The sequence below is a fragment of the Corynebacterium aurimucosum genome (genome assembly GCF_046895345.1).
Lineage (GTDB): Bacteria > Actinomycetota > Actinomycetes > Mycobacteriales > Mycobacteriaceae > Corynebacterium > Corynebacterium aurimucosum_G.
Map to the genome: position 1 here is coordinate 538,064 of NZ_CP160096.1, position 25,549 is coordinate 563,612.

Annotated in this window: 24 protein-coding genes; 14 read left to right on the forward strand and 10 right to left on the reverse strand. The window is 59.7% G+C overall.

The window, feature by feature from the left end:
• Nucleotides 1-233 precede the first annotated feature (233 nt).
• The 4 genes from tsf to ABZS45_RS02675 all read left to right on the forward strand — a co-directional run bounded on the left by tsf (nucleotide 234) and on the right by ABZS45_RS02675 (nucleotide 3,642).
• The gene (gene tsf, locus ABZS45_RS02660) at nucleotides 234-1,046 is read left to right on the forward strand and encodes a translation elongation factor Ts (RefSeq protein ID WP_070445567.1); all 813 of its coding nucleotides are present in this window, start codon (nucleotides 234-236) and stop codon (nucleotides 1,044-1,046) included.
• A 245-nt stretch (nucleotides 1,047-1,291) separates the two neighbouring features.
• Nucleotides 1,292-2,029, forward strand: coding sequence for a UMP kinase (gene pyrH, locus ABZS45_RS02665; protein WP_010190380.1), 738 nt, complete (start codon nucleotides 1,292-1,294; stop codon nucleotides 2,027-2,029).
• Nucleotides 2,030-2,099: 70 nt separating this feature from the next.
• Nucleotides 2,100-2,657: a ribosome recycling factor gene (frr, locus tag ABZS45_RS02670; RefSeq protein ID WP_010190379.1), complete on the forward strand. Its 558-nt coding sequence runs from the start codon at nucleotides 2,100-2,102 to the stop codon at nucleotides 2,655-2,657.
• 130 nt (nucleotides 2,658-2,787) lie between these two features.
• Nucleotides 2,788-3,642, forward strand: a complete 855-nt coding sequence (locus tag ABZS45_RS02675; RefSeq protein WP_174878629.1) for a phosphatidate cytidylyltransferase — start codon at nucleotides 2,788-2,790, stop codon at nucleotides 3,640-3,642.
• A 2-nt stretch (nucleotides 3,643-3,644) separates the two neighbouring features.
• Here ABZS45_RS02675 and ABZS45_RS02680 read toward each other — a convergent pair whose 3' ends face one another.
• Nucleotides 3,645-4,049, reverse strand: a complete 405-nt coding sequence (locus ABZS45_RS02680; protein ID WP_070729840.1) for a lipopolysaccharide assembly LapA domain-containing protein — start codon at nucleotides 4,047-4,049, stop codon at nucleotides 3,645-3,647.
• A 93-nt stretch (nucleotides 4,050-4,142) separates the two neighbouring features.
• Between ABZS45_RS02680 and rlmN the strand changes: the two genes are divergently transcribed.
• The 3 genes from rlmN to ABZS45_RS02695 all read left to right on the forward strand — a co-directional run bounded on the left by rlmN (nucleotide 4,143) and on the right by ABZS45_RS02695 (nucleotide 7,728).
• The gene (rlmN, locus tag ABZS45_RS02685; RefSeq protein WP_070643908.1) at nucleotides 4,143-5,249 is read left to right on the forward strand and encodes a 23S rRNA (adenine(2503)-C(2))-methyltransferase RlmN; all 1,107 of its coding nucleotides are present in this window, start codon (nucleotides 4,143-4,145) and stop codon (nucleotides 5,247-5,249) included.
• A gap of 71 nt (nucleotides 5,250-5,320) precedes the next feature.
• Nucleotides 5,321-6,142: an ABC transporter ATP-binding protein gene (locus tag ABZS45_RS02690; protein ID WP_311520663.1), complete on the forward strand. Its 822-nt coding sequence runs from the start codon at nucleotides 5,321-5,323 to the stop codon at nucleotides 6,140-6,142.
• Nucleotides 6,139-7,728 carry an ABC transporter permease gene (locus ABZS45_RS02695; protein WP_412100563.1) on the forward strand — a complete coding sequence of 530 codons (1,590 nt, stop codon included), beginning with the start codon at nucleotides 6,139-6,141 and terminating at the stop codon, nucleotides 7,726-7,728. The genes ABZS45_RS02690 and ABZS45_RS02695 overlap by 4 nt, the downstream gene beginning before the upstream one ends.
• Nucleotides 7,729-7,817: 89 nt before the next feature.
• On the opposite strand, the gene ABZS45_RS02700 is transcribed toward ABZS45_RS02695, so the two are convergent.
• A complete protein-coding gene (locus ABZS45_RS02700; protein WP_070520063.1) occupies nucleotides 7,818-8,267 on the reverse strand; it encodes a DUF2631 domain-containing protein in 450 nt (149 codons plus the stop codon).
• Between the two features lie 192 nt (nucleotides 8,268-8,459).
• On the opposite strand from ABZS45_RS02700, the gene dxr reads away from it, so the two are divergent.
• The 5 genes from dxr (at nucleotide 8,460) to map (ending at nucleotide 14,937) form a co-directional block, all read left to right on the forward strand.
• On the forward strand, nucleotides 8,460-9,626 hold the full coding sequence (gene dxr, locus ABZS45_RS02705) for a 1-deoxy-D-xylulose-5-phosphate reductoisomerase (RefSeq protein WP_412100564.1): 1,167 nt from the start codon (nucleotides 8,460-8,462) through the stop codon (nucleotides 9,624-9,626).
• A 14-nt stretch (nucleotides 9,627-9,640) separates the two neighbouring features.
• A complete protein-coding gene (locus tag ABZS45_RS02710; RefSeq protein ID WP_412100565.1) occupies nucleotides 9,641-10,849 on the forward strand; it encodes a M50 family metallopeptidase in 1,209 nt (402 codons plus the stop codon).
• Between the two features lie 77 nt (nucleotides 10,850-10,926).
• A complete protein-coding gene (gene ispG / locus ABZS45_RS02715) occupies nucleotides 10,927-12,090 on the forward strand; it encodes a flavodoxin-dependent (E)-4-hydroxy-3-methylbut-2-enyl-diphosphate synthase (protein WP_070445607.1) in 1,164 nt (387 codons plus the stop codon).
• 57 nt (nucleotides 12,091-12,147) lie between these two features.
• Nucleotides 12,148-13,998: a penicillin-binding transpeptidase domain-containing protein gene (locus tag ABZS45_RS02720; RefSeq protein WP_412100566.1), complete on the forward strand. Its 1,851-nt coding sequence runs from the start codon at nucleotides 12,148-12,150 to the stop codon at nucleotides 13,996-13,998.
• 69 nt (nucleotides 13,999-14,067) lie between these two features.
• Entirely contained in the window at nucleotides 14,068-14,937 is an 870-nt protein-coding gene (gene map, locus ABZS45_RS02725; protein ID WP_070527034.1) for a type I methionyl aminopeptidase, read from the forward strand.
• 122 nt (nucleotides 14,938-15,059) lie between these two features.
• On the opposite strand, the gene ABZS45_RS02730 is transcribed toward map, so the two are convergent.
• The 6 genes from ABZS45_RS02730 to ABZS45_RS02755 all read right to left on the reverse strand — a co-directional run bounded on the left by ABZS45_RS02730 (nucleotide 15,060) and on the right by ABZS45_RS02755 (nucleotide 19,865).
• Entirely contained in the window at nucleotides 15,060-15,494 is a 435-nt protein-coding gene (locus ABZS45_RS02730) for a hypothetical protein (protein WP_239107479.1), read from the reverse strand.
• A 47-nt stretch (nucleotides 15,495-15,541) separates the two neighbouring features.
• On the reverse strand, nucleotides 15,542-15,895 hold the full coding sequence (locus ABZS45_RS02735; protein ID WP_144657550.1) for a hypothetical protein: 354 nt from the start codon (nucleotides 15,893-15,895) through the stop codon (nucleotides 15,542-15,544).
• Between the two features lie 307 nt (nucleotides 15,896-16,202).
• Nucleotides 16,203-16,601 carry a hypothetical protein gene (locus tag ABZS45_RS02740; RefSeq protein WP_070445619.1) on the reverse strand — a complete coding sequence of 133 codons (399 nt, stop codon included), beginning with the start codon at nucleotides 16,599-16,601 and terminating at the stop codon, nucleotides 16,203-16,205.
• A 41-nt stretch (nucleotides 16,602-16,642) separates the two neighbouring features.
• Entirely contained in the window at nucleotides 16,643-17,080 is a 438-nt protein-coding gene (locus ABZS45_RS02745) for a hypothetical protein (protein ID WP_070445621.1), read from the reverse strand.
• A 341-nt stretch (nucleotides 17,081-17,421) separates the two neighbouring features.
• On the reverse strand, nucleotides 17,422-18,807 hold the full coding sequence (gene mtr, locus ABZS45_RS02750; protein ID WP_070445623.1) for a mycothione reductase: 1,386 nt from the start codon (nucleotides 18,805-18,807) through the stop codon (nucleotides 17,422-17,424).
• A gap of 56 nt (nucleotides 18,808-18,863) precedes the next feature.
• Nucleotides 18,864-19,865, reverse strand: coding sequence for an alpha/beta hydrolase (locus ABZS45_RS02755; protein WP_070718057.1), 1,002 nt, complete (start codon nucleotides 19,863-19,865; stop codon nucleotides 18,864-18,866).
• A gap of 299 nt (nucleotides 19,866-20,164) precedes the next feature.
• Here ABZS45_RS02755 and mqo point away from each other — a divergent pair, with 299 nt between their 5' ends.
• Entirely contained in the window at nucleotides 20,165-21,667 is a 1,503-nt protein-coding gene (gene mqo, locus ABZS45_RS02760; RefSeq protein ID WP_144657552.1) for a malate dehydrogenase (quinone), read from the forward strand.
• A 299-nt stretch (nucleotides 21,668-21,966) separates the two neighbouring features.
• Here mqo and ABZS45_RS02765 read toward each other — a convergent pair whose 3' ends face one another.
• Nucleotides 21,967-23,355 carry a protein adenylyltransferase SelO family protein gene (locus tag ABZS45_RS02765; protein WP_395419819.1) on the reverse strand — a complete coding sequence of 463 codons (1,389 nt, stop codon included), beginning with the start codon at nucleotides 23,353-23,355 and terminating at the stop codon, nucleotides 21,967-21,969.
• Nucleotides 23,348-24,163, reverse strand: coding sequence for a PhzF family phenazine biosynthesis protein (locus ABZS45_RS02770; RefSeq protein ID WP_144657554.1), 816 nt, complete (start codon nucleotides 24,161-24,163; stop codon nucleotides 23,348-23,350). Before ABZS45_RS02770 ends, ABZS45_RS02765 begins: the two co-directional genes overlap by 8 nt.
• Nucleotides 24,164-24,214: 51 nt before the next feature.
• Here ABZS45_RS02770 and ABZS45_RS02775 point away from each other — a divergent pair, with 51 nt between their 5' ends.
• The gene (locus tag ABZS45_RS02775; protein ID WP_307891010.1) at nucleotides 24,215-25,528 is read left to right on the forward strand and encodes a DUF4921 family protein; all 1,314 of its coding nucleotides are present in this window, start codon (nucleotides 24,215-24,217) and stop codon (nucleotides 25,526-25,528) included.
• Nucleotides 25,529-25,549: the final 21 nt, after the last annotated feature.

A 25,549-nucleotide genomic window follows, 5' to 3' on the forward strand; every position in this document is an offset into this window, starting at 1 on the left:
CCCCCGTACCGCACGGCCCACAGTGTCCGCGGCGATGGGGGCTTTTTCTCACGTGTTTTTCTTAGCTCGTTAAGGCACGTGACACACTAGAGGGTTGAAACACCACGCAGAGGTTTCCCTCCGCTGGGGGAGTGGGCGAAAAACTACCACCCCCTCAACGCGACGTGGTGGTAGTGATTCGGCTACGCTGTTTCAACGAATACCGTTTAATTCCAAGGAGGATCGCTCCAACTATGGCGAACTACACTGCTGCAGACGTAAAGGCATTGCGTGAGGCCACCGGCGCCGGCATGCTCGATTGCAAGAAGGCTCTCGACGAGTCCCAGGGTGACTACGACAAGGCCGTTGAGTACCTGCGCATCAAGGGCGCAAAGAACGTGTCCAAGCGCGCTGAGCGTGAGGCTACCGAGGGCCTGATCGCCGTGTCCGGCAACACGATGGTGGAAATCAACTGCGAGACCGACTTCGTGGCCAAGAACGAGGCTTTCAAGTCCTTCGCTACCAAGATCGCTGAGGCTGCCGGTGAGGCCAAGGTCAACTCCGGTGAGGAGCTCAACAACCTGGAGATCGACGGCAAGAAGGTTTCCGAGGTCGTTGACGAAGAGTCCGCAAAGACCGGCGAGAAGCTGCAGGCTCGTCGCGCTGTCACCATCGAGGGTGACAACGTAGCTGTGTACCTGCACCAGCGTTCCGCTGACCTGCCGCCGGCAGTGGGTGTCCTGGTGTCCTACGAGGGCAACGCAGAGGGCGCTCACGCAGTCGCACTGCAGATTGCAGCAATGAACGCTGAGTACCTCACCCGCGAGGACGTTCCGGCTGAGATCGTGGAGAAGGAGCGCGAGATCGCTGAGGCCACCACCCGCGAGGAGGGCAAGCCAGAGGCAGCCCTGCCGAAGATCGTGGAAGGCCGCCTCAACGGCTTCTACAAGTCCGTGGTTCTGCTTGAGCAGGCTTCTCTGTCTGACTCCAAGAAGACCGTTAAGCAGGTCGCAGACGAGGCCGGCACCACCATCACCGGTTTCGTCCGCTACGAGGTTGGCGCCTAAGCCTTCCTGAGACTCGTGCAGTCCGGGTGTAGAGCCCCGTGACTGCGAGTGCTCCCTCCTCCTCTTTCTCCCCAGGGCTGCGTGCTCGGTGGAAGAAACTTGGGGGAGGGAGTTCGCCGTTTTGTCCCCGCCCCTGAGGGTGGGGGCCGCACGCAGCTGAATATATGACAGCGCCTTCCTATGGTTAAGATGGAACAGAATTATTCAAGCGCTTAACTGAAGCGTCGCCATGCGTGAAGGAGACGATGAAGACCGTGACTACCCCTGAACCGAAGCGAACCGGATACAAGCGAGTCATGCTCAAACTGGGCGGTGAGATGTTCGGCGGTGGAAAGGTCGGCATCGATCCTGATGTTGTAGAAAATGTTGCCCGCCAAATCGCCGAGGTGGCGAAGCAGGGGACTGAAATCGCCGTCGTTATCGGTGGCGGTAACTTCTTCCGCGGTGCCGAGCTTTCGCAGCGTGGCATGGACCGCGCCCGCTCTGACTACATGGGCATGTTGGGCACCGTCATGAACTCCCTGGCGCTGCAGGACTTCCTCAAGCAGCAAGGCATTGACTGCCGCGTGCAGACTTCCATCAACATGGCGCAGATTGCGGAGCCTTACCTGCCGCTGCGCGCCGACCGCCACCTGGAGAAGGGCCGCGTAGTTATCTTCGGTGCCGGTATGGGCATGCCGTATTTCTCCACCGACACCACCGCCGCGCAGCGCGCCCTGGAGATCGGTGCGGAGGTCCTCTTCCTGGCCAAGGCTGTCGACGGCGTCTACTCTGCCGACCCGCGCACCAACCCGGACGCGGAGCTGTACTCCGAAATCACCCCGCGCGAGGTCATTGAGAAGAACCTCAAGGTGGCTGATGCCACGGCATTTAGCCTGTGCATGGACAACAATATGCCGATTTTGGTCTTCAACCTCCTCACGGAAGGCAATATCAAGCGCGCTGTCAACGGCGAGCAGATCGGCACGCTGGTCCAGTCCTAGTACAAATAGGCCGCGACCTGCTAAATTCTTTCCCAGTACTTTTGACTATTTCAAGGGAGTTGTAACCCTCATGATCGACGAGATCCAGCTCGAAGCTGAAGAGCACATGACCGCTTCGGTTGAGCACACCCGTGAGCAGCTGCTCACCATCCGCACTGGCCGTGCCAACCCGGCTATGTTTAACGGCCTGGTTGCTGAGTACTACGGTGTGCCGACCCCGATTACCCAGATGGCCACCATCTCGGTACCAGAGCCGCGCATGCTGCTTATCAAGCCTTATGAGCAGTCCGTGATGAACGAGATTGAGAACGCAATCCGTAACTCGGATCTGGGCGTGAACCCGACCAATGACGGCCAGGTGCTGCGCGTGACCATCCCGCAGCTCACTGAGGAACGCCGCCGCGACATGGTCAAGATGGCCAAGAGCAAGGGCGAGGACGGCAAGATTGCTATCCGTAATATCCGTCGCCGTGCGATGGAGCAGCTCAAGAAGCTGCAGAAGGATGGTGACGCCGGCGAGGACGAGGTTATCGCTGCCGAGAAGGAGATGGAAAAGATTACCTCCGGCTACATCGAGCAGGTGGACAAGCTCGTCGCCAATAAGGAAGAGGAGCTCATGGAGGTCTAGCCTCCGCACTTTTAGAGCTTTGATTTGCCGCCGCGCCAGGCACCGGCCAGCACGGCGGTCTTTTCTGTGTAGAGCCAGACCACCCACGATGAGATGAGGAGCATGCGTGAGCACTGAGCACTCGAGTCGGATGCCCAAACCCAAGAATTCTGCGGGGCGAGACATGCCCGCGGCAATTGCCGTCGGCGTCGGCCTAGGCGCGCTCGTCGTCTTCGCGGTGTGGGCTGGGCCTCTTGTGTGGTACCTCGTCGTCGCTGCCGCGGTGGGCTTGGGCATGTGGGAAGTGCTGACTCGGTTGCGGGAGCACTCCTACTATGTCCCACGCACCCTGCTGATTGTTCTGGGCCAGGCAATGCTCTGGGTCTCGTGGTTTCTTAATGCCCCGGGCCTTGTTGCGGTGTATGTGGTGGCAGTCCTAGCCCTCATGTTTGGGCGCCTCTTCCATAACGGCAGGCACCGCCCGCCGATTAACTATCTTCGCGATATGTCGATGGGTATCTTCGTGCTGACGTGGATCCCCTTGTTCGGCACGTTTGCCGCGATGCTCTCACGGGTGGAAACGCCGTTTGCTTCGGGGGCGGCGTCGATTGTCGTGTTTATGCTCTGCGTGGTCGCCTCAGACACCGGTGGTTTCATCGCCGGCGTGATGTTTGGCTCGCACCCCATGGCACCTGCGGTGAGCCCTAAAAAATCGTGGGAAGGCTTTGCCGGATCCGTAGTCTTCGGCACCCTGACCGGTGCGCTTTCTTTCGCATTCCTTCTTCACCACAAGCCGTGGGTAGGCGCGCTGATGGGCTTGGGGCTGGTTTTCTGCGCCACTCTCGGTGACTTAGTGGAATCCCAGTTCAAGCGCGAACTGGGAATCAAAGATATGTCCGCCTTGTTGCCGGGGCACGGCGGCATCATGGACCGTTTGGACGGCATGCTGCCCTCCGCGATGGTGACCTGGGTGGCGATGAGTTTCCTCACCACCCTTGCACCTTAGGTTTAGCGGCGAGCCTGCTTGCGTACCTGGCGGCGCAGCTCGAACATGCGCCAGCCGCCGACGAGGGCCATGATAAGGGCACCGGCGATGGCGCAGATGAGGTAGGTGACGCCCGCCGGGAACTGGACGGACCAGTTAAGGAAGTTCAGCGGTACCTGGTGTTGGTTCTGCAGGATGAAGATGATGAGGACGATGAGCAGCAGGAAGCCCACGATCAGGGCAATCCACGTGCTGGCAGCGAAGGAGCCCTTCACCTTGCCATCATTCTTGTTCTCATAATCCGGCGTGGTGGGAACTGGCTCTACTGAGCCTTCGGTGGCGGGGGCTTCCGCGGTGTAATCAGTCAGCGGCTCCTCAGCCGGGGTGGTGGTACGGAATTCCTCAGGGGAGTTTTCTGGATTCGTCATGTATCTATTAAATAGGGTGAGATGTCACTTTCGCCACTCCAGCAGAGCTTAGATTGGATAATGTGGCCGAAAACGTGGAAAATGGGCTCTACCATGGCTGAACCACTGAAACTGAATTTCTCCGCTCCGCGCCGCGGGCTACCCCCGAAGCACTTCGCGGACTTGACCCAGGCCGAGCGCATTGAGGTGCTCGCGGAACTTGGCCTGCCCAAGTTCCGGGCAAAGCAGCTGGCCAAGCACTACTACGTCCACCACACCGCCGATGTTTCCGAGATGACGGATATCCCGGCCGCCGCCCGCGAGGCGGTCCAGGAGCGTTTGTTCCCCACGCTCATGGAGCCCATTCGGCAAACCTCCACCGACGATGGGGAAACCACCAAGTCCCTGTGGCGTTTGCACGATGGCACCCTGTTGGAGTCCGTGCTCATGCGCTACCCAGGTCGCGCCACCCTGTGTATCTCCTCCCAGGCTGGCTGCGGCATGGCCTGCCCATTCTGCGCCACCGGCCAGGGAGGTTTGGATCGCAACCTGTCCACCGCGGAAATCGTGGAGCAGTTTAGGCACGCTGCTCGCCTCATGGAAGAAGAAGGCGGGCGCCTAAGCAACGTTGTCTTCATGGGTATGGGCGAGCCGCTGGCCAACTACAAGCGCGTGGTCCATGCAGTGCGCCAGATAACCGGCTCTGACCTCACCGGTTTCGGCCTTTCCCAGCGCAATGTCACGGTGTCCACGGTCGGCTTGGCACCGGCCATCCGTAAGCTCGCGGATGAGGATTTATCCTGCACCCTCGCAGTCTCCCTGCACACCCCGGACGACGAACTGCGCGATACCCTCGTGCCGGTTAACAACCGCTGGCCGGTTGAAGAAGTGCTCGATGCTGCTAAGTACTACGCCGATAAGTCCGGCCGCCGCGTGTCCATCGAGTATGCGTTGATCCGCGATAAGAACGATCAGGATTTCCGCGCCGACATGCTGGGCCGGAAGCTGCATGCGGCACTGGGCTCTAAGGTCCACGTCAACGTCATTCCGCTCAACCCCACACCGGGCTCGGAGTGGGACGCTGCCCCGAAGGCGCGCCAGGACGAGTTCGTTCGCCGCGTCATCGCGCAAGGCGTGCCGTGCACCGTGCGCGATACCAAGGGGGATGAAATCGCTGCGGCTTGTGGCCAGCTTGCCGCTGATGAGCGCGAGACCGCTTAAGGGCTTTGCTTACAGTTTCCTAACGATAGTTTTGCCGGAGGACAAAGCATTAATGGTTCTTGATACCGTTAATGCTTATGACTCATCCTTATCGAGAGGACTTAGCCGTTGATCCGCGCACCCAAGCTCTGGCTGTGCGCGATCTGCGCAAGTCCTTTGGTTCTCAGATCGCTGTCAATAGCCTCAACCTGGATGTTCCACGCGGATCCATCTACGGGATAGTGGGGCCCAACGGTGCGGGCAAGACCACGATGCTGACCATGGCCTGTGGTCTCCAGCGCCCCGATTCGGGCCAGAGCTTCATTGCCGGTCACAATGTGTGGGATGAGCCCATTCCCGCCAAGCAGGCCATGGGGTTGCTCATGGATGGGGCACCGGTCTTTGATCGCCTCACGGGCGCGGAGTATTTGCACTACCTCGGTGCTTTGCACAAACTGGAGCGCACCGAGTCGCTGCGCCGTGCGCAGGAGCTTCTCGACGCCCTCTCCCTCTCCGATGCCGCCGATAAGCGCATCGCGGATTATTCCGCCGGCATGACCAAGAAGATCCTCTTAGCAGGAGCCGTCCTGCACAACCCAGAGGTGCTCATCTTGGATGAGCCGCTGGAAGCAGTGGATCCGGTCTCTGGACGCCTCATCCAGCAGATGCTGCGCGCCTATGCCTCGCGTGGCGGAACAGTCATTTTGTCTTCACACGTCATGGAGCTCGTCGAGGGGCTGTGTGATCACGTCGCCATCATCAACGGCGGCCAAGTCATCACTGCGGGACACGTTGACGATGTCCGCCAGGGCCAAAGCCTGAGCGATCTATTTATCGCTGCCGTCGGCGGACGGGATCTGGACGCCTCGAAGTTTGGATGGCTGCGCTCCCCGTCGGCGGGTGAGCGCGAATGACGTCTACTCTGTTCAGACTTCACCGCACCCTGTGGTGGCGCAGCGTTGCCTCCAACCCGGCGACGCTCATCATGGGACTCATGATGCTGATCTACGGGGCAATCGGTCTCATTTCTCTTGCACTCATGGTGCATTCCGATATCACCACCCCGGGCCACGGTTATCAAGCGCTGACCGTCGGGGTGGCAGGCGGCATGCTCATCTACGTACTTCTCGCTCTCTTCATGCCGGCGGGGGAGAACCAACTGAGTCCGACAACCTTAGGAGCCCTTCCTCTGACTCCCCGCGAGGTTCTTCCGGGCCTTTTCTTGTCAGGTCTGCTGACCACCCGCGCCATCATGTCGGTCATCTTTTCCCTGGTGTATGCGGTCATCGGAAGTGTTTTTCTAATTCTGACGGGGCCAGGGTGGGCTGCAGTGCCCTTCGTCGTCGGCATGGTTTTATCGTGCGCGACGACCATCATCTTCGGCGATTGCCTTGGTCAAGTGGCCTCCGCCATCGCAGATTCCCAGAAATCCCGCACCCAAATTGCGGCAATGGTGGTTATGGGTCTCCTGGTCTTTGGCATGCTGCAGGCGCAGAGCGTTCTGGAGTCCTTGCCGCCGCTTCACACCGTGGGCGCGATCAGCGCCTGGACACCGTTTGGTGCAGGGGTGGGGTGGGCGCTCGCGCTTGCCGACGGCCACTTCCTCACCGCCCTAGCCCAACTGCTCATCGCGGCGGCCAGCCTTGGCCTACTGGGTTGGATGTGGTCGCGTCAGATATCCGGCCTCATGCGCAATCCGGGAGCAGGTGGTGACGTAGCCAGCGAGGTGACAGGAAAGGGGGTATCCAAGTTGGAGCTGGGCGCGTGGTCTTATTCCAGCCCTGCGGCGATGGAATATACCCGCGCGTTGCGTTATCTCACCCGTGATAAGCGGCAAACGGGCATGCTGTATATGATGCCTCTGTTTGGTGTGCTGACGCTCTATCAGTTGTGGCGGGGCGATGATTTCACCGCCTATTTTATGCTCTGTTTCAGCGCCATCGTGCTCTCTTCGCTCTTGGCTAATGATTATGGCTTCGATGGGCCATCGAATTGGGTCCACATGGTGGCGCCGGTTGCCCCACGCACCATCCTTCATGCGCGCCACCTCGCACACGTGACTATTCCTTTTCTTGGGTTCGTTCTGCTTGCCGTAGTGGTTCTTGTCTTTAGTGAGAACTTCACCTTGGGCTTGTTGTGCACAGCTGTGGCCGTAGGTGTGTTTATCTCTACGGCGGCGGTGGGCTTGGGCCTGACCGTGCTGAACCCTTATCCCTTGTCCGCTCCTGGGCAGAACCGGTGGAACGATAAGTCTGGCTATTCTGCTGGTGCTTTCCTCACTGCGTTTGTCGGCATGCTGTTGGTGTGGGTGCCCGCGCTTCCCGGCATTGTGATCTCTGTCCTCGCTTACGAGCGAGGTGGGTCGCTGTTGTTTGTCGCAATGATAGTTTCGCTGCTGGTTCCGGCTCTTGTCTACGCCGGTGTCTGGCGGTTCGCCGGAAACAGGGCACAAGAGCGGACGCCGGAAATCTATGCCACGGTGAATCGCTATGTGAGTTAGGGGGCAGGACAGATAGAAAAAGCTCCCTCTCCTACCAGTTCAAACCTTGAACTGGTAGGAGAGGGAGCTTCGTTTAAAGCGAAGAAGCTTTAGTTGGTCACCGGCTTGGCAGCGTGGCGGCCTTCGGAAACACCGCGGAGGTGAGCAACGCGGGAGGGCTCAATGTTGAGGGCGCGCAGCTCATCATCGGTCAGGGAGGCGTAGACGTTGTGAACAGTCTTCTGCTCATATGCCCAGTCCGGCTCCTCGTGGCCTACCGGCTTGTTACGGGCGGTCAGGGTGCGTACCTGGGAGAGCTTTGGCTGCAGAGCGTAAATGACCAAACCAAGGGCAATCAGGATTGCCAGGGCGAAGAGCCAAATCGTCTCCACGTGGCCCTTGTGGTTACCAAAGTTATAAGCAAGCAGGAACACGACGGACGTCCAACCAGCGATCTGTACGCCCGAGCGGCTGATGCGGGACCAGCCAAAACCTGCGGACGGGACGTCATCGGTGGATACGCCGTCGAAAACCTGCGATGCCGGCTTGTGGGAAGACACTTGCTCTCCTTTGCGTGTACATGCAGCTCGCCCTGCTTAGAACTCATTGATTCGAGCGAGCGCACGAAAAATGCCAGTTATTCTGTGTAGTAGTTTAAATGATCCTGCCGATAACCGCGATTAAACACCCCCGACTATCGCTAGTGCAGCGCTCACGACTCTTGCTTGGGTTGACCAGCTAGGGTTGAAAGGGTGAGTACCCAACGCATTCTTATTCTCGGCTCTACAGGCTCGATTGGCACCCAGGCTCTGGACGTTATCGCGGATAACCCAGATAAGTTCACAGTCGTGGGTATCGCCGCCGGCGGTTCCAACCCGCAGCTCGTCATTGAGCAGGCTCGTGCCCTCAACCTTTCGTTTGACCACGTGGCCGTCGCCAAGCCCGATGCGGCACGCACCGTTTCCGACGCCCTCGGTGGCACCGTGCTCTCGGGCCCAGACTCTGCTGAGGAGCTGGTCAAGGCGGTGGACGCCGATAAGGTCCTCAACGCGCTTGTGGGCTCCATGGGCTTGGCCTCCACCATCGCCACCTTGGAGAAGGGCGAACTATTGGCGTTGGCGAACAAAGAATCCCTCGTTGCCGGTGGTTCCATCGTGACCCGCTTGGCGGGGGAGGGCCAGATCATCCCGGTGGATTCCGAGCATTCCGCCATGGCGCAGTGCCTGCGCGCAGGCAGCGGCGTGGAGCTTGAGCGCCTCGTACTCACCGCCTCCGGTGGTCCTTTCCGCGGGTGGACCCGCGAGGAGATGTGGGATGTCACCCCACAGCAGGCAGCACAGCACCCGACGTGGTCGATGGGGCAGATGAACACCCTGAATTCGGCGACTTTGGTGAATAAGGGGCTGGAGCTCATCGAGGCGACGCTGCTTTTCGACGTCCACCCGGACCTCATTGACGTCACCGTCCACCCCCAATCCATCGTGCATTCCATGGCCACCTTCACCGATGGCTGCACGATTGCACAATGCTCCCCACCGTCGATGAAGCTGCCGATCTCCTTGGCGCTGGACTGGCCGTACCGCGTGCCAGGTGCGCAGCCGGCGCTGGACTTTTCCACCGCACATGAGTGGCGCTTCGAGCCGCTCGATGACGAAGCCTTCCCAGCCGTCCGCCTTGCCCGTGAGGTGGCCGCTGCCGGAGGCACCCACGCTGCCGTATATAACGCCGCGAACGAGGAGGCGGCAGCCGCTTTCCTGGCGGGCCGTATTCACTTCCCGGAAATTGTGGACGTGGTTAGCCACGTCGTGGGGCAGGCCTCAGAGTTCGCTGGTGTACCCTCTAGCGTCGATGATGTCCTCGCCGTGGAAGGTGAGGCCCGCCGTCGCGCCAACGCGATGGTGGATTCGCTCGCTCGTTAGAAAGCCCCTGATTTATGGCAAATGTCCTCGGCATAGTTCTCTTCGCCTTGGGGATCGGCATCACTGTTGCCCTGCACGAGGCCGGTCACATGTTTACCGCTCGTGCCTTCGGTATGCGTGTGCGCCGCTATTTCATCGGTTTCGGTCCACGCGTTGCGTCCTTTACGCGTGGCCACACCGAATACGGCCTTGCAGCATTTCCGGTAGGTGGCTTTTGCGATATCGCGGGCATGACGGCGCAGGATGAATTCCTCACGGAGGAAGAAGCGCCCTATGCCATGTACAAAAAGCCGGCGTGGCAGCGCATCATCGTGCTGGCCGGTGGTATCACAGTCAACCTGCTGTTGGGATTCATTATCCTGTTGATGATCGCAATGACCACGGGCTTACCCAACCCAGACGCGGATGTTCGCCCGCGCGTAGGGGAGGTCTCCTGTGCCGCGAATCAGAATGCCGAGGGCGAATTAGAACCCTGCCAGGGGCTGGGCCCAGCCGGCGAAGCGGGTGTGGAACCAGGGGATATCGTTGTCGCGCTCAACAGCGAAACTATGGACTCCTTCGCGCAGCTTCGCGATACCGTCATGAACTACCCCGGTGACACCGTCACCCTTACGGTCGAGCGGGATGGTGCACCGCGTGATTTCGATATCACGCTTGCCACAGTGACCCGGCTCAACGCGGAGGGGCAGCTGGTGAAGGTCGGCGCCATCGGCATGACCAACCAGATTATCGATATCAGGGAGACCTACTCCTTTGTCGACGCTATCCCGGCCACCGCTCGTTATTCGGGAAATGCCTTGAACGCCACCGTCCAGGGCATTGCCCAATTCCCGGCAAAGATTCCGGGTGTGGTGGCTTCTATTTTCGGGCAGGAGCGTGATGTCAACGGGCCCATGTCCGTGGTGGGTGCCTCCCGCGTGGGTGGCGAGCTGGTGGAGCGCAGTCTGTGGTCCTCCTTCTTTATGATGCTGGCCACCCTCAATTTCTTCCTCGCGCTGTTCAACCTCATTCCGCTTCCGCCTTTTGACGGCGGTCACATCGCCGTCATTTTCTACGAGAAGATTCGTGATGCCCTGCGCCGTCTTATGGGCAAGGAACCGAAGGGGCCGGCGGATTACACCAAGCTCATGCCGGTGACCTATGCGCTGGCTTTTGTTCTGATGGCGGTGGGTGCGCTCATCATGATTGCGGACGTGGTCAACCCAATTCGGCTGTTTGGCTAGTGATCTAGCTGCCTGCTCCCGCTGTCGTGCGCGGTGCTAGAGTAGGGGCGTTAAAACCCAATTAGCAAGGAGCACACATGTCGACCCCTATTGGTCTTGGTATTCCCGACGGCCCACCTCCCACCTTGGCGCCGCGCCGCAAGACGCGTCAGCTCATGGTTGGCCAGGTTGGCGTGGGCTCTGACCACCCCATCTCCGTGCAGTCGATGACCACAACGAAGACGCACGACGTCAACGCTACCCTTCAGCAGATTGCACAGCTGACCGCCAGCGGCTGCGATATCGTTCGCGTTGCCTGCCCAAAGACGGTTGATGCGGAGGCTTTGCCAGCGATTGCGCAGAAGTCCCCGATCCCGGTGATTGCAGATATCCACTTCCAGCCCAAGTACATCTTTGCCGCCATCGATGCCGGCTGTGCTGCGGTACGCGTCAACCCGGGCAACATCAAGGAATTCGATGGCCGCGTCAAGGAGGTTGCGAAGGCCGCCGGCGATGCTGGCATTCCGATTCGCATTGGTGTCAACGCCGGTTCTTTGGACAAGCGCATCATGGAAAAGTACGGCAAGGCTACCCCGGAGGCTCTTGTTGAATCCGCACTGTGGGAGGCTGGCCTCTTTGAGGAGCACGGCTATGGCGATATCGCCATTTCTGTGAAGCACAATGACCCGGTCGTCATGGTGGAGGCCTACCGCCAGCTCGCCGCTCAGTGTGACTACCCACTGCACCTCGGTGTTACCGAGGCCGGCCCCGCATTCCAGGGCACCATCAAGTCTTCGGTCGCTTTCGGCGCCCTTCTTGCCGAAGGCATCGGTGACACCATCCGCGTGTCCTTGTCGGCGGATCCGGTCGAGGAGATCAAGGTTGGCGACCAGATTCTACAGTCCCTCAACTTGCGCCCGCGTAAGCTGGAGATTGTCTCCTGCCCGTCCTGTGGTCGCGCACAGGTGGACGTCTACAAGCTGGCTAACGAGGTCACCGAGGGCCTCGACGGTATGGAATTCCCGCTGCGCGTGGCCGTCATGGGCTGCGTGGTGAACGGTCCGGGCGAGGCCCGCGACGCGGACCTCGGTGTAGCTTCCGGTAACGGCAAGGGCCAGATCTTCGTTAAGGGTGAGGTCATCAAGACCGTTCCTGAATCCAAGATTGTGGAAACGCTCATCGAAGAGGCAATGCGTCTGGCAGAAGAGCAGGGCTTGGAAGCCGTGGAAGGCGCCAAGGCTGAGGTTCGCGTTACCAAGTAGTTCACCTGCGGTGTGGGGCGGCCGTCAGGCCGCCCTTGGCTGCTACGCTGCCCAATCATGAAGAAGTTCGTGGCGCTGCTCGGTGCGGCAAGCATCGCGGCGTCGTCCTTGGTGGGATGTACCCCCAAGCCGGTGTCCGCACGCCCAGTTGCTGAGCAATTCCTAGAAGACATGGAAACCCGCAACAATGAGGACTTGGCGCAGCTCGTTGATGACAGCACCACCGCCACGAACACTCTCGACGCAACCTTCGCGGGCCTGCAAGCAGAGGGCCTCGACGTTGAATTGACCGACGTTGAACAGGAGGAAGCCAAGGCGACTGCGCACTATTCAGTGACGTGGGCCCTGCCGCGCAATCGTTCCTTGCGCTATGACACGTCCATGGCCTTGACGCGCAAGGATAAGGATTGGACCGTGCGCTGGCAGCCCAGCATCATTCATCCCGATCTCGGCGCGCACCAGCATCTTGAGCTGCGTTCGATCGCGCCGAAGCGCGCAGGCGTTGTCTCCTCCGATGGGGTGGAACTCATGTCTCCGGGCTTGCAATACCGGCTCGTCGTCGACACCGACGCCGTCGACGATCCCCGCCCCGTCGCCGCGAAAGTATCCGGCGCGCTGAGCCAGGCGCACCGGGAGGATGATTCCTTCCCCGAAATTGATTCCGGAGAGCTTGCCAAGAATCTTGAAGAGGTTGATGGCGCTTATTCGGTCACCATGCTCAATGAGGCTCAGGCAGCGCGGCTGCGCCCAGTCCTGGAGAACCAGAAGGGGATTCGCTTTAACGAGGAACCGGCGCTCATTACGCGCGATACTGGTTTGGCCCCAGATATCCTCGCCCGCGTGCGTTCTCTGGTCTCCGAAGACGTAGACGGCAAGAATGGTTGGTCCGTCTCGGTAGTCAACGAGCACGGCGCCGCGCTTTCCGACGTCGAGTATCACGAACCCGAGGCAGCCCCTTCCGTCAAAGTTTCGCTGGACTACGACGTCCAGCGTGCCGCTCAAGAAGCGGTCAATCTGCGCCCCGAGTACGAGGCCATGATCGTGGCCATGCGCCCCTCGACGGGCGAGATACTTGCTGTGGCCCAAACTCCAGAAGCGGATAAGAAGGGCGATATTGCCCTCCAAGGACAGTTCCCTCCCGGATCGGTGTTTAAGATCATTACGGCCTCGGCGGGCGTCGACAAGCAAGGCCTTTCGCCAGACTCCATCGTGCCGTGCCCCGGAACCATGGACCTGTATGGGCGAACCGTGACCAACTACAACGGTTTCTCCCTCGGCTCGGTGCCGCTGCGCCAAGCCTTCGCGCAATCTTGTAACACCACCTTCGCGCAGATCTCGACGGACCTGCCGAAGGGAGAGCTGCGCGATGTGGGCAAGCAATACGGACTGGGCATCGACTATGAGGTGCCGGGGCTGTCGACGCTCACCGGCTCCGTCCCCGAGGGCGAGACTCCTCTGGAGCGCACGGAAGCTGGCTATGGTCAGGGCCTGGACCTTGTGTCTCCCTTTGGCATGGCCCTTGTCTCTTCGACAGTTGCGGCAGGCAAGACCCCGACGCCAACGCTCATCGAGTCACGCGAAACCAAGGTTTCCGAGGAGGTCCCCGCGCCCAGCGAGGAAACCCTGGCTCAAGTCCGCGACATGATGCGCCAAGTAGTGGCGAGCGGTACCGCCGCAGGAATGCAGGCCCAGGGGACCGTCTACGGCAAGACCGGTGAGGCGGAAATCAACGGCGGCTCGCACGCCTGGTTCACCGGATTCCGGGATGATGACATTGCGTTCGCAACACTCGTCGTTTTGGGTGGTGGCTCGACCATTTCGGTCAACATCACTGATAATTTCTTGCAGCGTCTGGACGCCCTCCGCGCGGAAGGCCACGGCGAGGTTGCTCCCGCACAAGAGCAGTAGCGCGCGCTCATAAGCGCGCCAATGGTGCTCTTTGTCGGGTGCTGGGGAAGAGGGCTACCATGAGTAGTTATGACTAAGCGCGCGATGCTGAAACAAGAAAAAGATACCCCAATCCGCAAGGTACCGAAGGATATTGAGCGCCCCGAGTACGTGTGGAAGGACACGGTTCAGGAAGCTCAGGGCGAGCCATTCGTGCAGACCCCGGAGGTTATTGAGGCCATGCGTGAGGCCTCCCGGATTGCCGCCAACGCCCTTCAGGAGGCGGGAAAGGCTGTGGCTCCCGGTGTGACCACGGATGAGATTGACCGCGTTGCGCACGAGTACATGTGTGACCACGGCGCATACCCGTCGACGCTGGGATACCTGGGTTTCCCGAAATCCTGCTGTGTTTCCCTCAATGAGATTGTCTGCCACGGCATCCCGGATACCACGGTGATTGAGGACGGTGACATTGTCAATATCGATGTCACTGCGTTCAAGAATGGTGTCCACGGCGATACCAACGCTACTTTCCTTGCCGGCAACGTCACCGAGGAACACAAGTTGCTGGTAGAGCGCACCAAGGAAGCGATGATGCGCGGCATTAAGGCCGCTAAGCCGGGCCGTGAGATTAATGTCATCGGACGCGTCATCGAGTCTTATGCTCACCGCTTTGGCTACAACGTGGTCACTGACTTTACCGGGCACGGCGTAGGCCCTACCTTCCATAACGGGTTGGTTGTGCTGCACTACGATTCCATGACCTACCGAGACATCCTCGAGCCTGGAATGACCTTGACCATCGAGCCGATGATTAACCTGGGCTCGCTGGATTATGAGATTTGGGATAACGGCTGGACCGTCCAGAACACGGATGGAAAGTTCACCGCTCAGTTCGAGCACACCATCGTGATCACCGATGACGGCAACGAGATCCTCACCCTGCCGGATGAGGCCTAGCGTTTAAGCGCAGGCGTTTAAGCGCTAGGCGCCTAAACATTGCCAAAAAGAAACAAAGCCCTCCACCTCCCGTGCGGTACACGGTGGGGCGGAGGGCTTTGTACTGCCAGTAAAAGCGTGAACTAGAAAGAGACGTTCTTGATGGCCTGGCCAACGTAGTCCGGGATAACGCCGGAGTACACAGCGTAGTTGTAGGCAGCAACAGCGGAGGAAACAGCAGCAGCGGCAACCATAGCGATGGTGCCACCACGCCAGAGGTCCAGCCACTGCGGAACCTGGGACGGGTTCTTGGTGGAGCCGAAGGCGTCAGCACCATTACCGGTGATGTTGCCGTCGGTCACGCCGCCCAGCTTGGAGGAGAGGGAGCCGTCGCCCTCAGAAGAGAGTGCGGAAGACATCTCGGAGGAAGTAGCATCCTTCTGCAGCTCCTCCTGAACCTGCGCGTCAGTCAGGCCGGAGCCCTCAACGGCCTCAGCGGCGGAAGCAACGGTGGTGCCAGCGAAGGCGACGGTGACGGCGGTTGCAGCAGCAACGGCGGCGGTGCGGAATTTACGCATCTTGAGTAAAGCCTTTCAAAAAGTGGGTTAGAAGGGGAAGGGGAGAACTACATGCCGAACTTGAGGTAGTTCAGTGCCGGGCCAACCAGACCACCAGCGATGGTGATGATGGTGGCGACGATGCCGATGCCAGCAAGAGCCTGTGCCCACTTCGGCTCGGTGGAGATAGAAGAGTTCTGGCCGAAGATGTTCTGGCCGTTGGCTTCCTTGTCAGCCTCGAGCGCCTTGCCCAGTGCGGAGGAGCCGCCAGCCTTCTGGGTGCCCTGCTGCTCACCAGCGGTTGCGGAAGAGTTGGTAGCGGAATCGTTGCTGCTACCCTCTGCAGCGGAAGCAACGGTGGTGCCGCCGAATGCAACAGCGAGAGCGGTAGCACCGGCAATGGTGGCCTTGCGAATGCGCATAGTGTGAATCCTTTTAAACCTCGTAGGAACTGGAGTAACTATAGGGTGCCCCAAGTCACTTGAGCGATTCTAGCGTAAACATTGGCAGGATTCACTGGAACGGCACCACTCTTAGGTGATTACTACTTGAGCACGTTAAATCCCCCTGTCGGGCACACCACTGTAGCAATTCGCTCAGCAAGGAATAAGAGAGCGAAAGTATTTCCACAGTTCATCGGTGCCTAGGCATGCAAAAGCGCCCACCCTCATGACACGAGGATGGGCGCTAATGAAGTGCGCTGAGTCAGTCAGCGTACCCGCAACTTAATTAGCGGCGGAAAATCGGGTCCAGCACGTGTGCCGGAACGATGTTGTTGTACACAGCGAAGTTGTAGGCAGCGAACAGGGCGCCTGCAATTGCGGTGCCGAGGGCAGCGTAGGTGCCGCCACGCCAGATCTCAGCCCACTGCGGGTTATCCTCGGCGCGCTTCTTGCCGAAGAGGTCCTCGCCGGTGACCTTCCTGTCCTTCTCGGTAGCGGTGCCCCACTTGGAGGACAGGGTCTCGTCGGAGTCGTCTTCCTTGACCTTGTCGTATGCGGAGGACAGGTTGGAAGAGGAGGTGTTCTCGGTCTCGTTGTCCTCTGCAGCGAAGGCAACGGAGGTGCCGGCGAAAGCAACGGAAGCGGCGGTTGCAGCGGCAACGGCAGCGGTGCGGAAGTTACGCATGAAATTTAAACCTTTCGGAAAAAGTGTGTAAGGGAGACGTCTTAGAAGGACGGGCCGTGGACGAAGAAGTTGTACACAACGCCGATGAAGCCAGCTACGGAAGCGATGGCGCTAGCGATGCCCAGGCCGTAGAAAGCCTTGGCCCAAGCCGGCTGGTCGCCGAGAGTGGTGCACTCTTCCTCGGTCTCGTCAGCATCGCAGTTCTCGTGCTTGGAGGAGCCGAAGATGGCGCGGCCGTCAGCCGCAGTGCCCTTGTTGTCGTTCTCATTAACGTAGAACCAGTCACCAATCTTGGAGGACAGGGAAGCCTCGGAGTTGGTGTTGTCCTCAGCGGAGGAGGAGCCGTTGTCGGTGGAAGCGGAAGAGTTGGTGTTCTCCTGAGCGGAGCCGTTGGCGTCCTCAGCGAAAGCGACGGTGGAGCCGCCGAAAGCAACAGCGAGAGCAGTAGCGCCGGCGATGGCTGCATTGCGGATACGCATATCAAAAGTCCTTAGAGTCGTACGTGCAAAGCCTCCAGAGTAGGAGGCTTTGATTTACAGGGATAGGGATTATTTTGGTATCCCCAAAACACACTGAGCCGGTAGAGAGTATCGGCTCGTTCCGGTGTCTGTAATTAACCTAGCCAACGGTCAGGCAAAATGCACGTCAGTTTGAGTCTTCTTTTAAGCCCTCACGGCTATCACCCCCAAAATGGGTGAAATTCTGAAAGGGTGCTGACAGATGTTGTTGGTGTTAAAAAGTGCTTGTAGTGCGGTTCAGGGCTTTTGGTGAAATTAGTTTAATCGCAATGTGAAAAAGATCACTCAATCCGATGTAACTTTCACTCCTGCCACTCTAGTCCCAAAACTGCGTTTTCCACTACTTCTGGCAGTGCCGGGTGGATCCAGTATTGCGAGCGAGCGAACTCGCGTATATCAAGGTCGTAGACCATGGCAGTGATCAACTGCTGTATAAGAGTGGACGCTTGTGGGCCCATGATGTGGGCGCCGAGGAGCTTGCCGGTGGCACGATCGGCCACGAGCTTGCAGATGCCTGTTGAGTCTTCCATAGCCCATCCATAGGCAACGTCGCCAAAGTTCTGCACCTTCACCGTGACGTCATAGCCCTCTTCGCGGGCTTGTGCCTCAGTAAGTCCCACCGTCGCAATTTGCGGGTGGGTGAAAATGGCAGCGGGGATGTGCTCGTGCGGCATGGGACGGAGGTCTTCAGGATGCAACAGATTGTGCTGTACCGCTCGTTGCTCCGCATTGGCTACGTGCTTGAGCATGTAAGGAGAGGAGACATCGCCGAGCGCCCACACGCCCTCGCAGGTCGTGCGACCAAACTCGTCGACCTTGATGCGCCCGTCCTCGTGCATTTCAATACCGCTGGTAGAAAGATCCATCTGATCGCCGTTGGGCTGGCGGCCGGTGGCCACGAGGATGGCTTCCGCCTCCACGACATCACCGTTATCCAAGGTGAGGCGTACACCGTCTGCGGTTTCCTCTAGTGCTGTGGCGGTGCCAATGCGTACGTCGAAACGTTCGCGTGCGATGTCGTTGAACCGGGAGCTTAAGTCTTCGTCAAGGAACCGGAGGAACTTCTCCGAGCGGTTGACCACGGTCACTTCCGTCCCCAGGCCGTCGAAGACGTGGGCAAATTCCATGGCGATGTAGCCGCCACCGACCACGATGAGGCTACGCGGCTGCTTCTCAAGCCGCATGATGTCCTCGTTGGTGTGGACCGGCACGGAAGAGCTGGCATAGGGTTCGGGCAGTACAGGGCGTGAGCCGGTAGCAATAACAATATTGTCACCGGTGATGATGTCATCGCCCGCTTGCAGGGTTTTCGGTCCGATGAACCGAGCATGTTGATCAAAGACTGTAATATTGGGCGTTTCCTCGCCACGGCGGTACTCTTCGCCGCCGCGGGCGATCTGATCAATGCGGTTGTGGAATACGCGCTCCACAATCCCGTCCCAATCCACAGCATCCACGTGGGCGCTGAGCCCAAGACGGGTTGCCTCGCGCGCGGCGAGTGCCACGTCGGCAGCGTAGACGTACATCTTCGTTGGGATGCAGCCCACGTTGAGACAGGTTCCGCCGAAGGTTCCCTTTTCGATGACGGCGATGGATTTATCGTCGAACTCAGGGGAGGGGATTGAATTTCCCGACCCAGTGCCGATGATGACGAGGTCAAAGTGCTGTGCGGAAGTCATGCCGACCATTCTAGAGGCTGCCTAGCCGCAACCCGTGCAGGCCGAAAAGCGCGAGGTGGGCGAGTCTAATCCGTCTCAAGAGGGGCCACGGCGCGCAACCATTCCGCGGCGGTGGAGAATGCTTCCTGCAGCGGCTCGGGGCGGGAAAGAAAGAGATCGTGGCGCCCATTATTTACAACGTGGAGCGTGTAACGGGCGCTGAGCTCCTTGGCCCATCGCTGGCTCTGGCGCACATCGACGACAACATCGGCGGTGTTAGAGGATTCGCTATAAGGCTGATTGAGCTCGGAACGCCCTGAAGTCATGGTCAGCAGAGGGAGTCCCATGTTGATGCGGCCGGAATGGATCGCGTCGAAGCCATGGAAGACCGCTGCTACCCAGCCCAGGTATTTCGGGTGCCCGCCCAGTGGCTTGAGGCGACGGTCGAATTCCCAGTCGCCCTGCTCTTCGGAATGGATAGATTCCCCGTAGGCAGTGAGATCGCCTCCGGGAATCGGGAATTTTGGGGCGATGGCAGCGCCGGCATAGATGACGTGCTTGAGCACCTCATAAGTCTTATCCGCCATTCCCATCATGGCCAACCAGGGGCTGTTGAAGACGACACCGGAGATGCGGGTGAAGTGTTCGCGGTCCTGGCGGCGAAGGCGATCAAGCCAGAGTGCGATGATGGTGCCGGCGGTGGAGTGGCCCATGATGACGACACGCGGGTTGGGGAGGGCGTCGAGAGCCGCGTTGAGGTCGGCATCGTAATACTTCATATCGCTGATGTAATGCCAGGTTTGTCCGTCCCTCCGGGAGCGCCCGCACTTGCGCAAGTCGAGAGCATAAAAGGCATAGCCGAGCTCATAGAAATAGCGCGCTACGTGATCGTGGAAGAAGTAATCCGTCATGCCATGGACCCACACCAAGGCGGGGCGGTCATCGTGGGCATCCGTGTCGGGACAGTAGCGCACGAGCGTCGCGCACACATCGCCCTCGCCATCAGGGTCGGCGCCGAGTTCAAGGGTGGCGGCTTGGAAATCGGGCCCGAGGAGATCTGTTGACCATTCGAGTTCGTCATATGTCATGGAGCTCATGATAGGCCGTACAGTCAGGTGCGTCCGGCGGGGCGGAGCGCTAGCCACAGTTGTCCTGCACCACAAAAGGGGTAGTGGTTTCATATTCGGGCATTTATTTTCCCAGGAATGCCTATTTCTCATTTAGGGGCGTAAAGTGGAATTAATGCTTGACGGACCTCTCGTAGGGGGTCTGTATGCCGGTTTGCTTCCTAGCATCGTCGAGCGCTTTCTCACCGCGCCCTGTGTACCCACATGCGCAGGGCACTTGACCACAACGAATACATCGACTCAAAGAGGTAATAAGTACAGTGTCCTCCGATAAGAAGACAGCACAAGTAGTAGACGAGGTTGAGGTCGCACTCATTGGTGCAGGTATTATGAGCGCCACCCTCGGCGCCATGCTGCGTGAGCTCGAGCCCAGCTGGACGCAGATGGTCTTCGAGCGTTTGGACGGCCCTGCGCTTGAGTCCTCTTCCCCGTGGAACAATGCCGGTACCGGCCACTCCGCGCTGTGCGAGCTGAACTACACCCCAGAAAAGAACGGCCGCATTGATGTTTCCAAGGCTATGAACATCAATGAGAAGTTCCAGGTTTCTCGCCAGTTCTGGTCCCACCAGCTCAACAACGGCATCCTGACGGACCCGAAGGCCTTCATCAACCCGGTTCCGCATGTGTCCTTTGCACAGGGCTCCATCCAGGTGGATTACCTGAAGCGCCGTTTCGACGCGCTGAAGGATAACCACATGTTCCCGAACATGCAGTTCAGCGACGATGACGCCACCTTCCAGGAGAAGCTGCCCCTGATGTCCCAGGGCCGTGACTTCAACTCCCAGAAGGTTGCCATCTCGTGGACCGATGCGGGCACCGACGTCAACTTTGGCGCCCTGGCTAAGCAGTTCTTCACTGCCGCTAAGGCTGCCGGCACCGAGATCCGTTATGGCCACGAGGTCGTTGATATCAAACGTGAGGGTTCCAAGTGGCGCGTGGTGGCAAAGAACCTCCACACCGGTGACTACCAGGCTGTCCACGCCAAGTTTGTTTTCGTTGGTGCCGGCGGTTACGCACTCGACCTGTTGCGCAAGGCTGGTGTCCGTGAGGTTTCCGGTTTCGCCGGTTTCCCGGTCTCGGGCCTGTGGCTGCGCTCCAAGAACCCGGAGCTGGTCAAGCAGCACCACGCAAAGGTTTATGGCAAGGCTGCTGTGGGCGCTCCGCCGATGTCCGTGCCGCACCTGGACACCCGTGTCATCGACGGTGAAGAAGGCCTGCTGTTTGGTCCCTACGGCGGCTGGTCCCCGAAGTTCCTGAAGAAGGGCTCCTACCTGGACCTGTTCAAGTCCATCCGTCCGGACAACATCACCTCTTACCTGGGCGTGGCAGCACAGGAGTTTGGTCTGACCAAGTACCTGGTCACTGAGGTTCTCAAGGACTTCGATAAGCGCGTTGAAACCCTGAAGGAATACGTCCCGAGCGCGGATCCGGCTGATTGGGAGACCGTCATCGCCGGCCAGCGCGTCCAGGTGATTAAGCCGGCGGGTGCACCGCAGTTCGGCTCCTTGGAGTTCGGCACCACCCTCATCAACAACCCAGAAGGCAGCATCGCTGGTCTGCTTGGCGCTTCCCCGGGTGCTTCCATCACCCCAGCCATCATGATTGAGCTACTGGAGCGCTGCTTCGGTGAGAACATGATTCAGTGGGGCGACAAGATCCAGGAGATGATTCCTTCCTACGGAACTAAGCTGTCCAAGGACAAGAAGCTCTACAACGAGATGTGGGAGTACACGCAGAAGACTCTGCAGCTGGAGACCAAGTAATCTCGCTCTTCGCCCCGTCGGCGATTCCCTCGCAGGTAATTCTCAGTAATTGGCAGGAAGCGTTCAGTGCACCGGAACGCTTCACCAAGGACAGCGCCCCATAATGATGGTGTGCGTTTGAGAGAGCGCATGCGAGAGAGATAGAGAGAACCCCAGCCACGCGGGGCGGTCGGCCTGAGAAACCGACCGGGAGCGTGGCAGTGAAAGATAGAGACGCACCGCCGCCCCGAGACTCCGTTTCCTTTCCTACGGAGACCTCGGGGCGGTGGTGTGTTTGCTTCTGTTTGTGCTCGTGGTTCTTAGGTTCCGCAGTAGGTGAGATAGCCTTCGGTGCCGCCGGGCTGCTCATACTCCGGCGCAGCATCAAAAGGATGCGTGGTGGCGTGCAGAAGACGGGCGAACTCTTCGGCATCGCCCAGAGCGCTTTCGACCAGCCGCGGCCGAGGAATCACGCGCGGCACGGTTCGCTCGAGCAGCACAGCGTCGGGGCTACTTGCGCAGTAGGCATCAACGAAACTTCTATCCTTGAGGAGTTCATAGGCCGCCGCAGGCTCGCCCGCCGCGGCACTGGCAAGGCTGCGGTTGGCTTGTGTGAGGTCCGGGGCGGCCTGCACGAGGGCAGCGTTGTAATCCTGGAAAAGCTCTTCGGGCATCTGTAGGCAGCGCTGTGCTTCCTGGTGACGCGCTCTCTCATAACGCTCGCCAAAGGTATCAATGGCCTCTTGAGCCCAGGTGAGGGCGGTGTCAGGGGAGTCGTCGATAAGCGGAAGCAGTGACTCCGCCAATCGCGCAAGGTTCCAGCCCAACATGTCGGGCTGGCGCCCAAAGCGGTAGCGTCCCTGCGTATCGATAGAGCTAAACCAGGTGTTGGGGTCATAGCTTTCCATGAACGCGCAGGGGCCATAGTCAATGGTTTCGCCCGATAACGTGGTGTTATCGGTGTTCATTACGCCGTGAATGAAGCCCAGCTGCATCCACCCGGCGACCGTCGCGGCTTGTGCCTCCATGACGTGCGTGAACAGCTCCCGGAAGTCGGCGCCGGGGTAGTGGCGTTCACTGGTGTAGGCGGCAAGGCGCTGCAGTAGCCCAGGCACCTGCGAGTGCGCGGCGAAGTGGAAGGAACCAACACGGATGTGGCTCGCGGCCACTCGCACGAGAACCCCTGCCTCTTCCACCATCTGGCGCTGGATGGGGCGACTGGTGGCAAGAACCGCCAGCGACCGAGTGGTGGGCACACCTAGGGCATGCATCGACTCGGAGAAGAGATACTCACGCAGCATTGAGCGCAGCGTGCCGCGCCCATCAGAGCCATAGCGCGAGTAGGGAGTCGGCCCCGTGCCCTTGGCATGCAGATCCCACAGGCCCGTGGGGTTGTGAGCGGCGGTGGGGCCGGTGGCTTCGCCCAAGAGGAGGGCGCGGCCGTCACCCATTGCCGGGTTATACTGCCCGAACTGAAAGCCCGCGTAGGCCATCGCGTGCGGAGTGACTGCTCCACGGCCAAGGAGGAACTCTATTCCGTCCTCGCTGCGCAGCCAGTCTGGGTCGAGGCCGAGCTCGGCGGCTAGGTGCTCATTGAGCGCCACGATTCGTGGAGCTGGCTGTTCTTCCCCGCGGCTTGCCGTGACCATCTGTGGCAGGCGTTGGGCAAAATCGTTGTGCAGCTCAAAAGGCAGGGGCTTTTTAGTCATCGCGGGACCCCAGGGTTCCGCGCACGCGAATGTGGACGTTGCCGCCTACCCAGAGCTCGTCCCCGTCATCGTTGATAAAAACGCGGCCATCGCGTCCTATTTGGCTGCCTTGTGCCGCGGTATAGCGGGCAGGAACGGCGCCCTTGGCGCGGAGGAACTGGGCGGCTCCGCCATTGAAGGAACCGGTGACGGGGTCCTCGAATTGCCCGGTGATAGCGCGAACCTCGTAGGCCGGCTCCGTATCCCCGGTGAGGCCGACCACGCCGACCTTGACGCCGGGGGTGGGCGTGGGGCGAAGCTGCCGCACGGTTTCAGCAGATTCGAGCTGGACCAAGCGCCAGCCAGGCCCGTTGTCCACCCAGCCGGAGTCAACGATGCTCTCTTCATCGATTCCGAGTACGGCGGCTGCTTCGGAGCGCTCGGCCTCACTGAGCTCCCCGTGGCGCAGTAAGGGCGGGGTAGCGAAGGCGAAACGGCCCTCTTCCTGGCGCACGGTGACTAACCCGACACCGCATTCCTGAATCAGGGTCCCGCTCTTTCCTAATAGCTCCGCCGCGACGCGCGCACTGCCCAGCGTGGGGTGACCGGCGAAGGGGAACTCTTCGTGCGGGGTGAAGATTCGTACGCGGTAGTCCGCGCCAGGATCAGTAGGTGAGCACAGGAAGGTCGTCTCAGAGAAATTGGTCCAGTGTGCGATACGCTGCATTTCTTCGGTGCTCAAACCATCGGCATCCGCAACCACGGCGAGGGGATTACCGGTAAACGGCCCAGTGGCGAAGACATCTACTTCAAAGAATCGGTGCTGCATGAGGCCTAAGTCTAGTCGCACCGGCGGGTGGGGAGGTCTACGCTGGGCAGCATGAGCGAAGCACTTTTTAGCCGCGTCGAACCTATCCAGACCATGGCGGATGGGACCGTCAAACAGGTCAACCCTTTCTCCGGAACAGAGGTGTGGACCGTGCCAGGACGCGGCAACCGTCCGCTTGCGCATGCGGCAAAGGAACCGCAGCCGCTGGGGCCCGATGCCTTGACGCACAGCTGTGCTTTTTGCTCCGGGCGCATGTTGGATACCCCGCCGGAAAAGTCCCGCATCTTGGCCTCGGGGGAGATTCAACGCGGCCTTTTTCCCCACGAGCTGGATAACTCCCAGCCGCTGTTTCGCCGCGTTCCGAACCTTTTTGAAATCGTGTCTTATGACTATTGGCACGAGAACTATGGCTTCACCATGGACCCAGACCTAGCTCGTCACAAGGAAAGCTACGAGGCCGACGAGACTGGGCGCCTGCACGTACTCAATGTGGTGCGCACCAAACTCAAGGCAGCGGGCAAGGATACCGCGCTGGACGACGATTCTCTGCTCGTCCTCGCCGATGGTTTCTTCGGCGGCGGACATGATGTCATTATCTCCTCGCGGCACTTCGTGGATGGGGCCGTCGATGATGGTCAGCTAGCCTCCTCCGGCACGCTGAGCCCCGATGAGCACTTCCTGCTCACAACCTTCACTGCGGAATCGACGCGCGAGCTCTACCAGCGCAACCGCTATGCTTCCTATGTCGCTGTATTTCAGAACTGGCTGGCACCGGCGGGCGCGTCCTTCGATCACTTGCATAAGCAGCTCGTCGCGATTGACGCCCTGGGCATGGCCGCTCACCAGGAAAATGCGATTCTGCGTGCGCACCCCAACATGTACAACGACTGGGCTGTGGGCTATGCGGCAAAGCGCAACCTCGTCATCGCAGAAAATGATTATGCGGTGCTCTTCGCCGGATTTGGCCACCGCTATCCCACACTGGAGATCTTCTCCAAGTCACCGCGCTGTGAACCGTGGGAACAGAACCCGGAGGAAGTACGTGGAATGTCGGATCTGATTCACGCGGCCCACGCCGCGGTGGGGCCGGACGTGGCCTGCAATGAAGAATGGCACCACCGTCCGCCCAGCGTGGACCTGCCTCAGCCGTGGCGCGTCATGCTCAAGCTCAGGGTATCGACCTTGGCTGGCTTTGAGGGCGGCACGAAGGTCTACATCAACACCATTGATCCGTGGGGTTTGCGTGATCGCGTCGTGGACGCCATGTTCCGCCTTCGCGAGCGCGGAAAGGTTGCTTCCGGCATCTCTATCGCCACTGAGTGCGAGCTCAAGCGCAATAGTTTGCGCTATAACCCATTGGTTTGAATGGCCCCGCTTCGCCTGAGC

What these genes read in the sequence shown, in the direction of transcription:
- tsf (WP_070445567.1), top strand. Translation starts at nt 234, where the DNA reads ATGGCGAACTACACTGCTGCAGACGTAAAGGCATTGCGTGAGGCCACC.
- pyrH (WP_010190380.1), top strand. Translation starts at nt 1,292, where the DNA reads ATGAAGACCGTGACTACCCCTGAACCGAAGCGAACCGGATACAAGCGA.
- frr (WP_010190379.1), top strand. Translation starts at nt 2,100, where the DNA reads ATGATCGACGAGATCCAGCTCGAAGCTGAAGAGCACATGACCGCTTCG.
- ABZS45_RS02675 (WP_174878629.1), top strand. Translation starts at nt 2,788, where the DNA reads ATGCCCAAACCCAAGAATTCTGCGGGGCGAGACATGCCCGCGGCAATT.
- ABZS45_RS02680 (WP_070729840.1), bottom strand. Translation starts at nt 4,049, where the DNA reads ATGACGAATCCAGAAAACTCCCCTGAGGAATTCCGTACCACCACCCCG.
- rlmN (WP_070643908.1), top strand. Translation starts at nt 4,143, where the DNA reads ATGGCTGAACCACTGAAACTGAATTTCTCCGCTCCGCGCCGCGGGCTA.
- ABZS45_RS02690 (WP_311520663.1), top strand. Translation starts at nt 5,321, where the DNA reads ATGCTTATGACTCATCCTTATCGAGAGGACTTAGCCGTTGATCCGCGC.
- ABZS45_RS02695 (WP_412100563.1), top strand. Translation starts at nt 6,139, where the DNA reads ATGACGTCTACTCTGTTCAGACTTCACCGCACCCTGTGGTGGCGCAGC.
- ABZS45_RS02710 (WP_412100565.1), top strand. Translation starts at nt 9,641, where the DNA reads ATGGCAAATGTCCTCGGCATAGTTCTCTTCGCCTTGGGGATCGGCATC.
- ispG (WP_070445607.1), top strand. Translation starts at nt 10,927, where the DNA reads ATGTCGACCCCTATTGGTCTTGGTATTCCCGACGGCCCACCTCCCACC.
- ABZS45_RS02720 (WP_412100566.1), top strand. Translation starts at nt 12,148, where the DNA reads ATGAAGAAGTTCGTGGCGCTGCTCGGTGCGGCAAGCATCGCGGCGTCG.
- map (WP_070527034.1), top strand. Translation starts at nt 14,068, where the DNA reads ATGACTAAGCGCGCGATGCTGAAACAAGAAAAAGATACCCCAATCCGC.
- ABZS45_RS02730 (WP_239107479.1), bottom strand. Translation starts at nt 15,494, where the DNA reads ATGCGTAAATTCCGCACCGCCGCCGTTGCTGCTGCAACCGCCGTCACC.
- ABZS45_RS02735 (WP_144657550.1), bottom strand. Translation starts at nt 15,895, where the DNA reads ATGCGCATTCGCAAGGCCACCATTGCCGGTGCTACCGCTCTCGCTGTT.
- ABZS45_RS02740 (WP_070445619.1), bottom strand. Translation starts at nt 16,601, where the DNA reads ATGCGTAACTTCCGCACCGCTGCCGTTGCCGCTGCAACCGCCGCTTCC.
- ABZS45_RS02745 (WP_070445621.1), bottom strand. Translation starts at nt 17,080, where the DNA reads ATGCGTATCCGCAATGCAGCCATCGCCGGCGCTACTGCTCTCGCTGTT.
- mtr (WP_070445623.1), bottom strand. Translation starts at nt 18,807, where the DNA reads ATGGTCGGCATGACTTCCGCACAGCACTTTGACCTCGTCATCATCGGC.
- ABZS45_RS02755 (WP_070718057.1), bottom strand. Translation starts at nt 19,865, where the DNA reads ATGACATATGACGAACTCGAATGGTCAACAGATCTCCTCGGGCCCGAT.
- ABZS45_RS02765 (WP_395419819.1), bottom strand. Translation starts at nt 23,355, where the DNA reads ATGACTAAAAAGCCCCTGCCTTTTGAGCTGCACAACGATTTTGCCCAA.
- ABZS45_RS02770 (WP_144657554.1), bottom strand. Translation starts at nt 24,163, where the DNA reads ATGCAGCACCGATTCTTTGAAGTAGATGTCTTCGCCACTGGGCCGTTT.
- ABZS45_RS02775 (WP_307891010.1), top strand. Translation starts at nt 24,215, where the DNA reads ATGAGCGAAGCACTTTTTAGCCGCGTCGAACCTATCCAGACCATGGCG.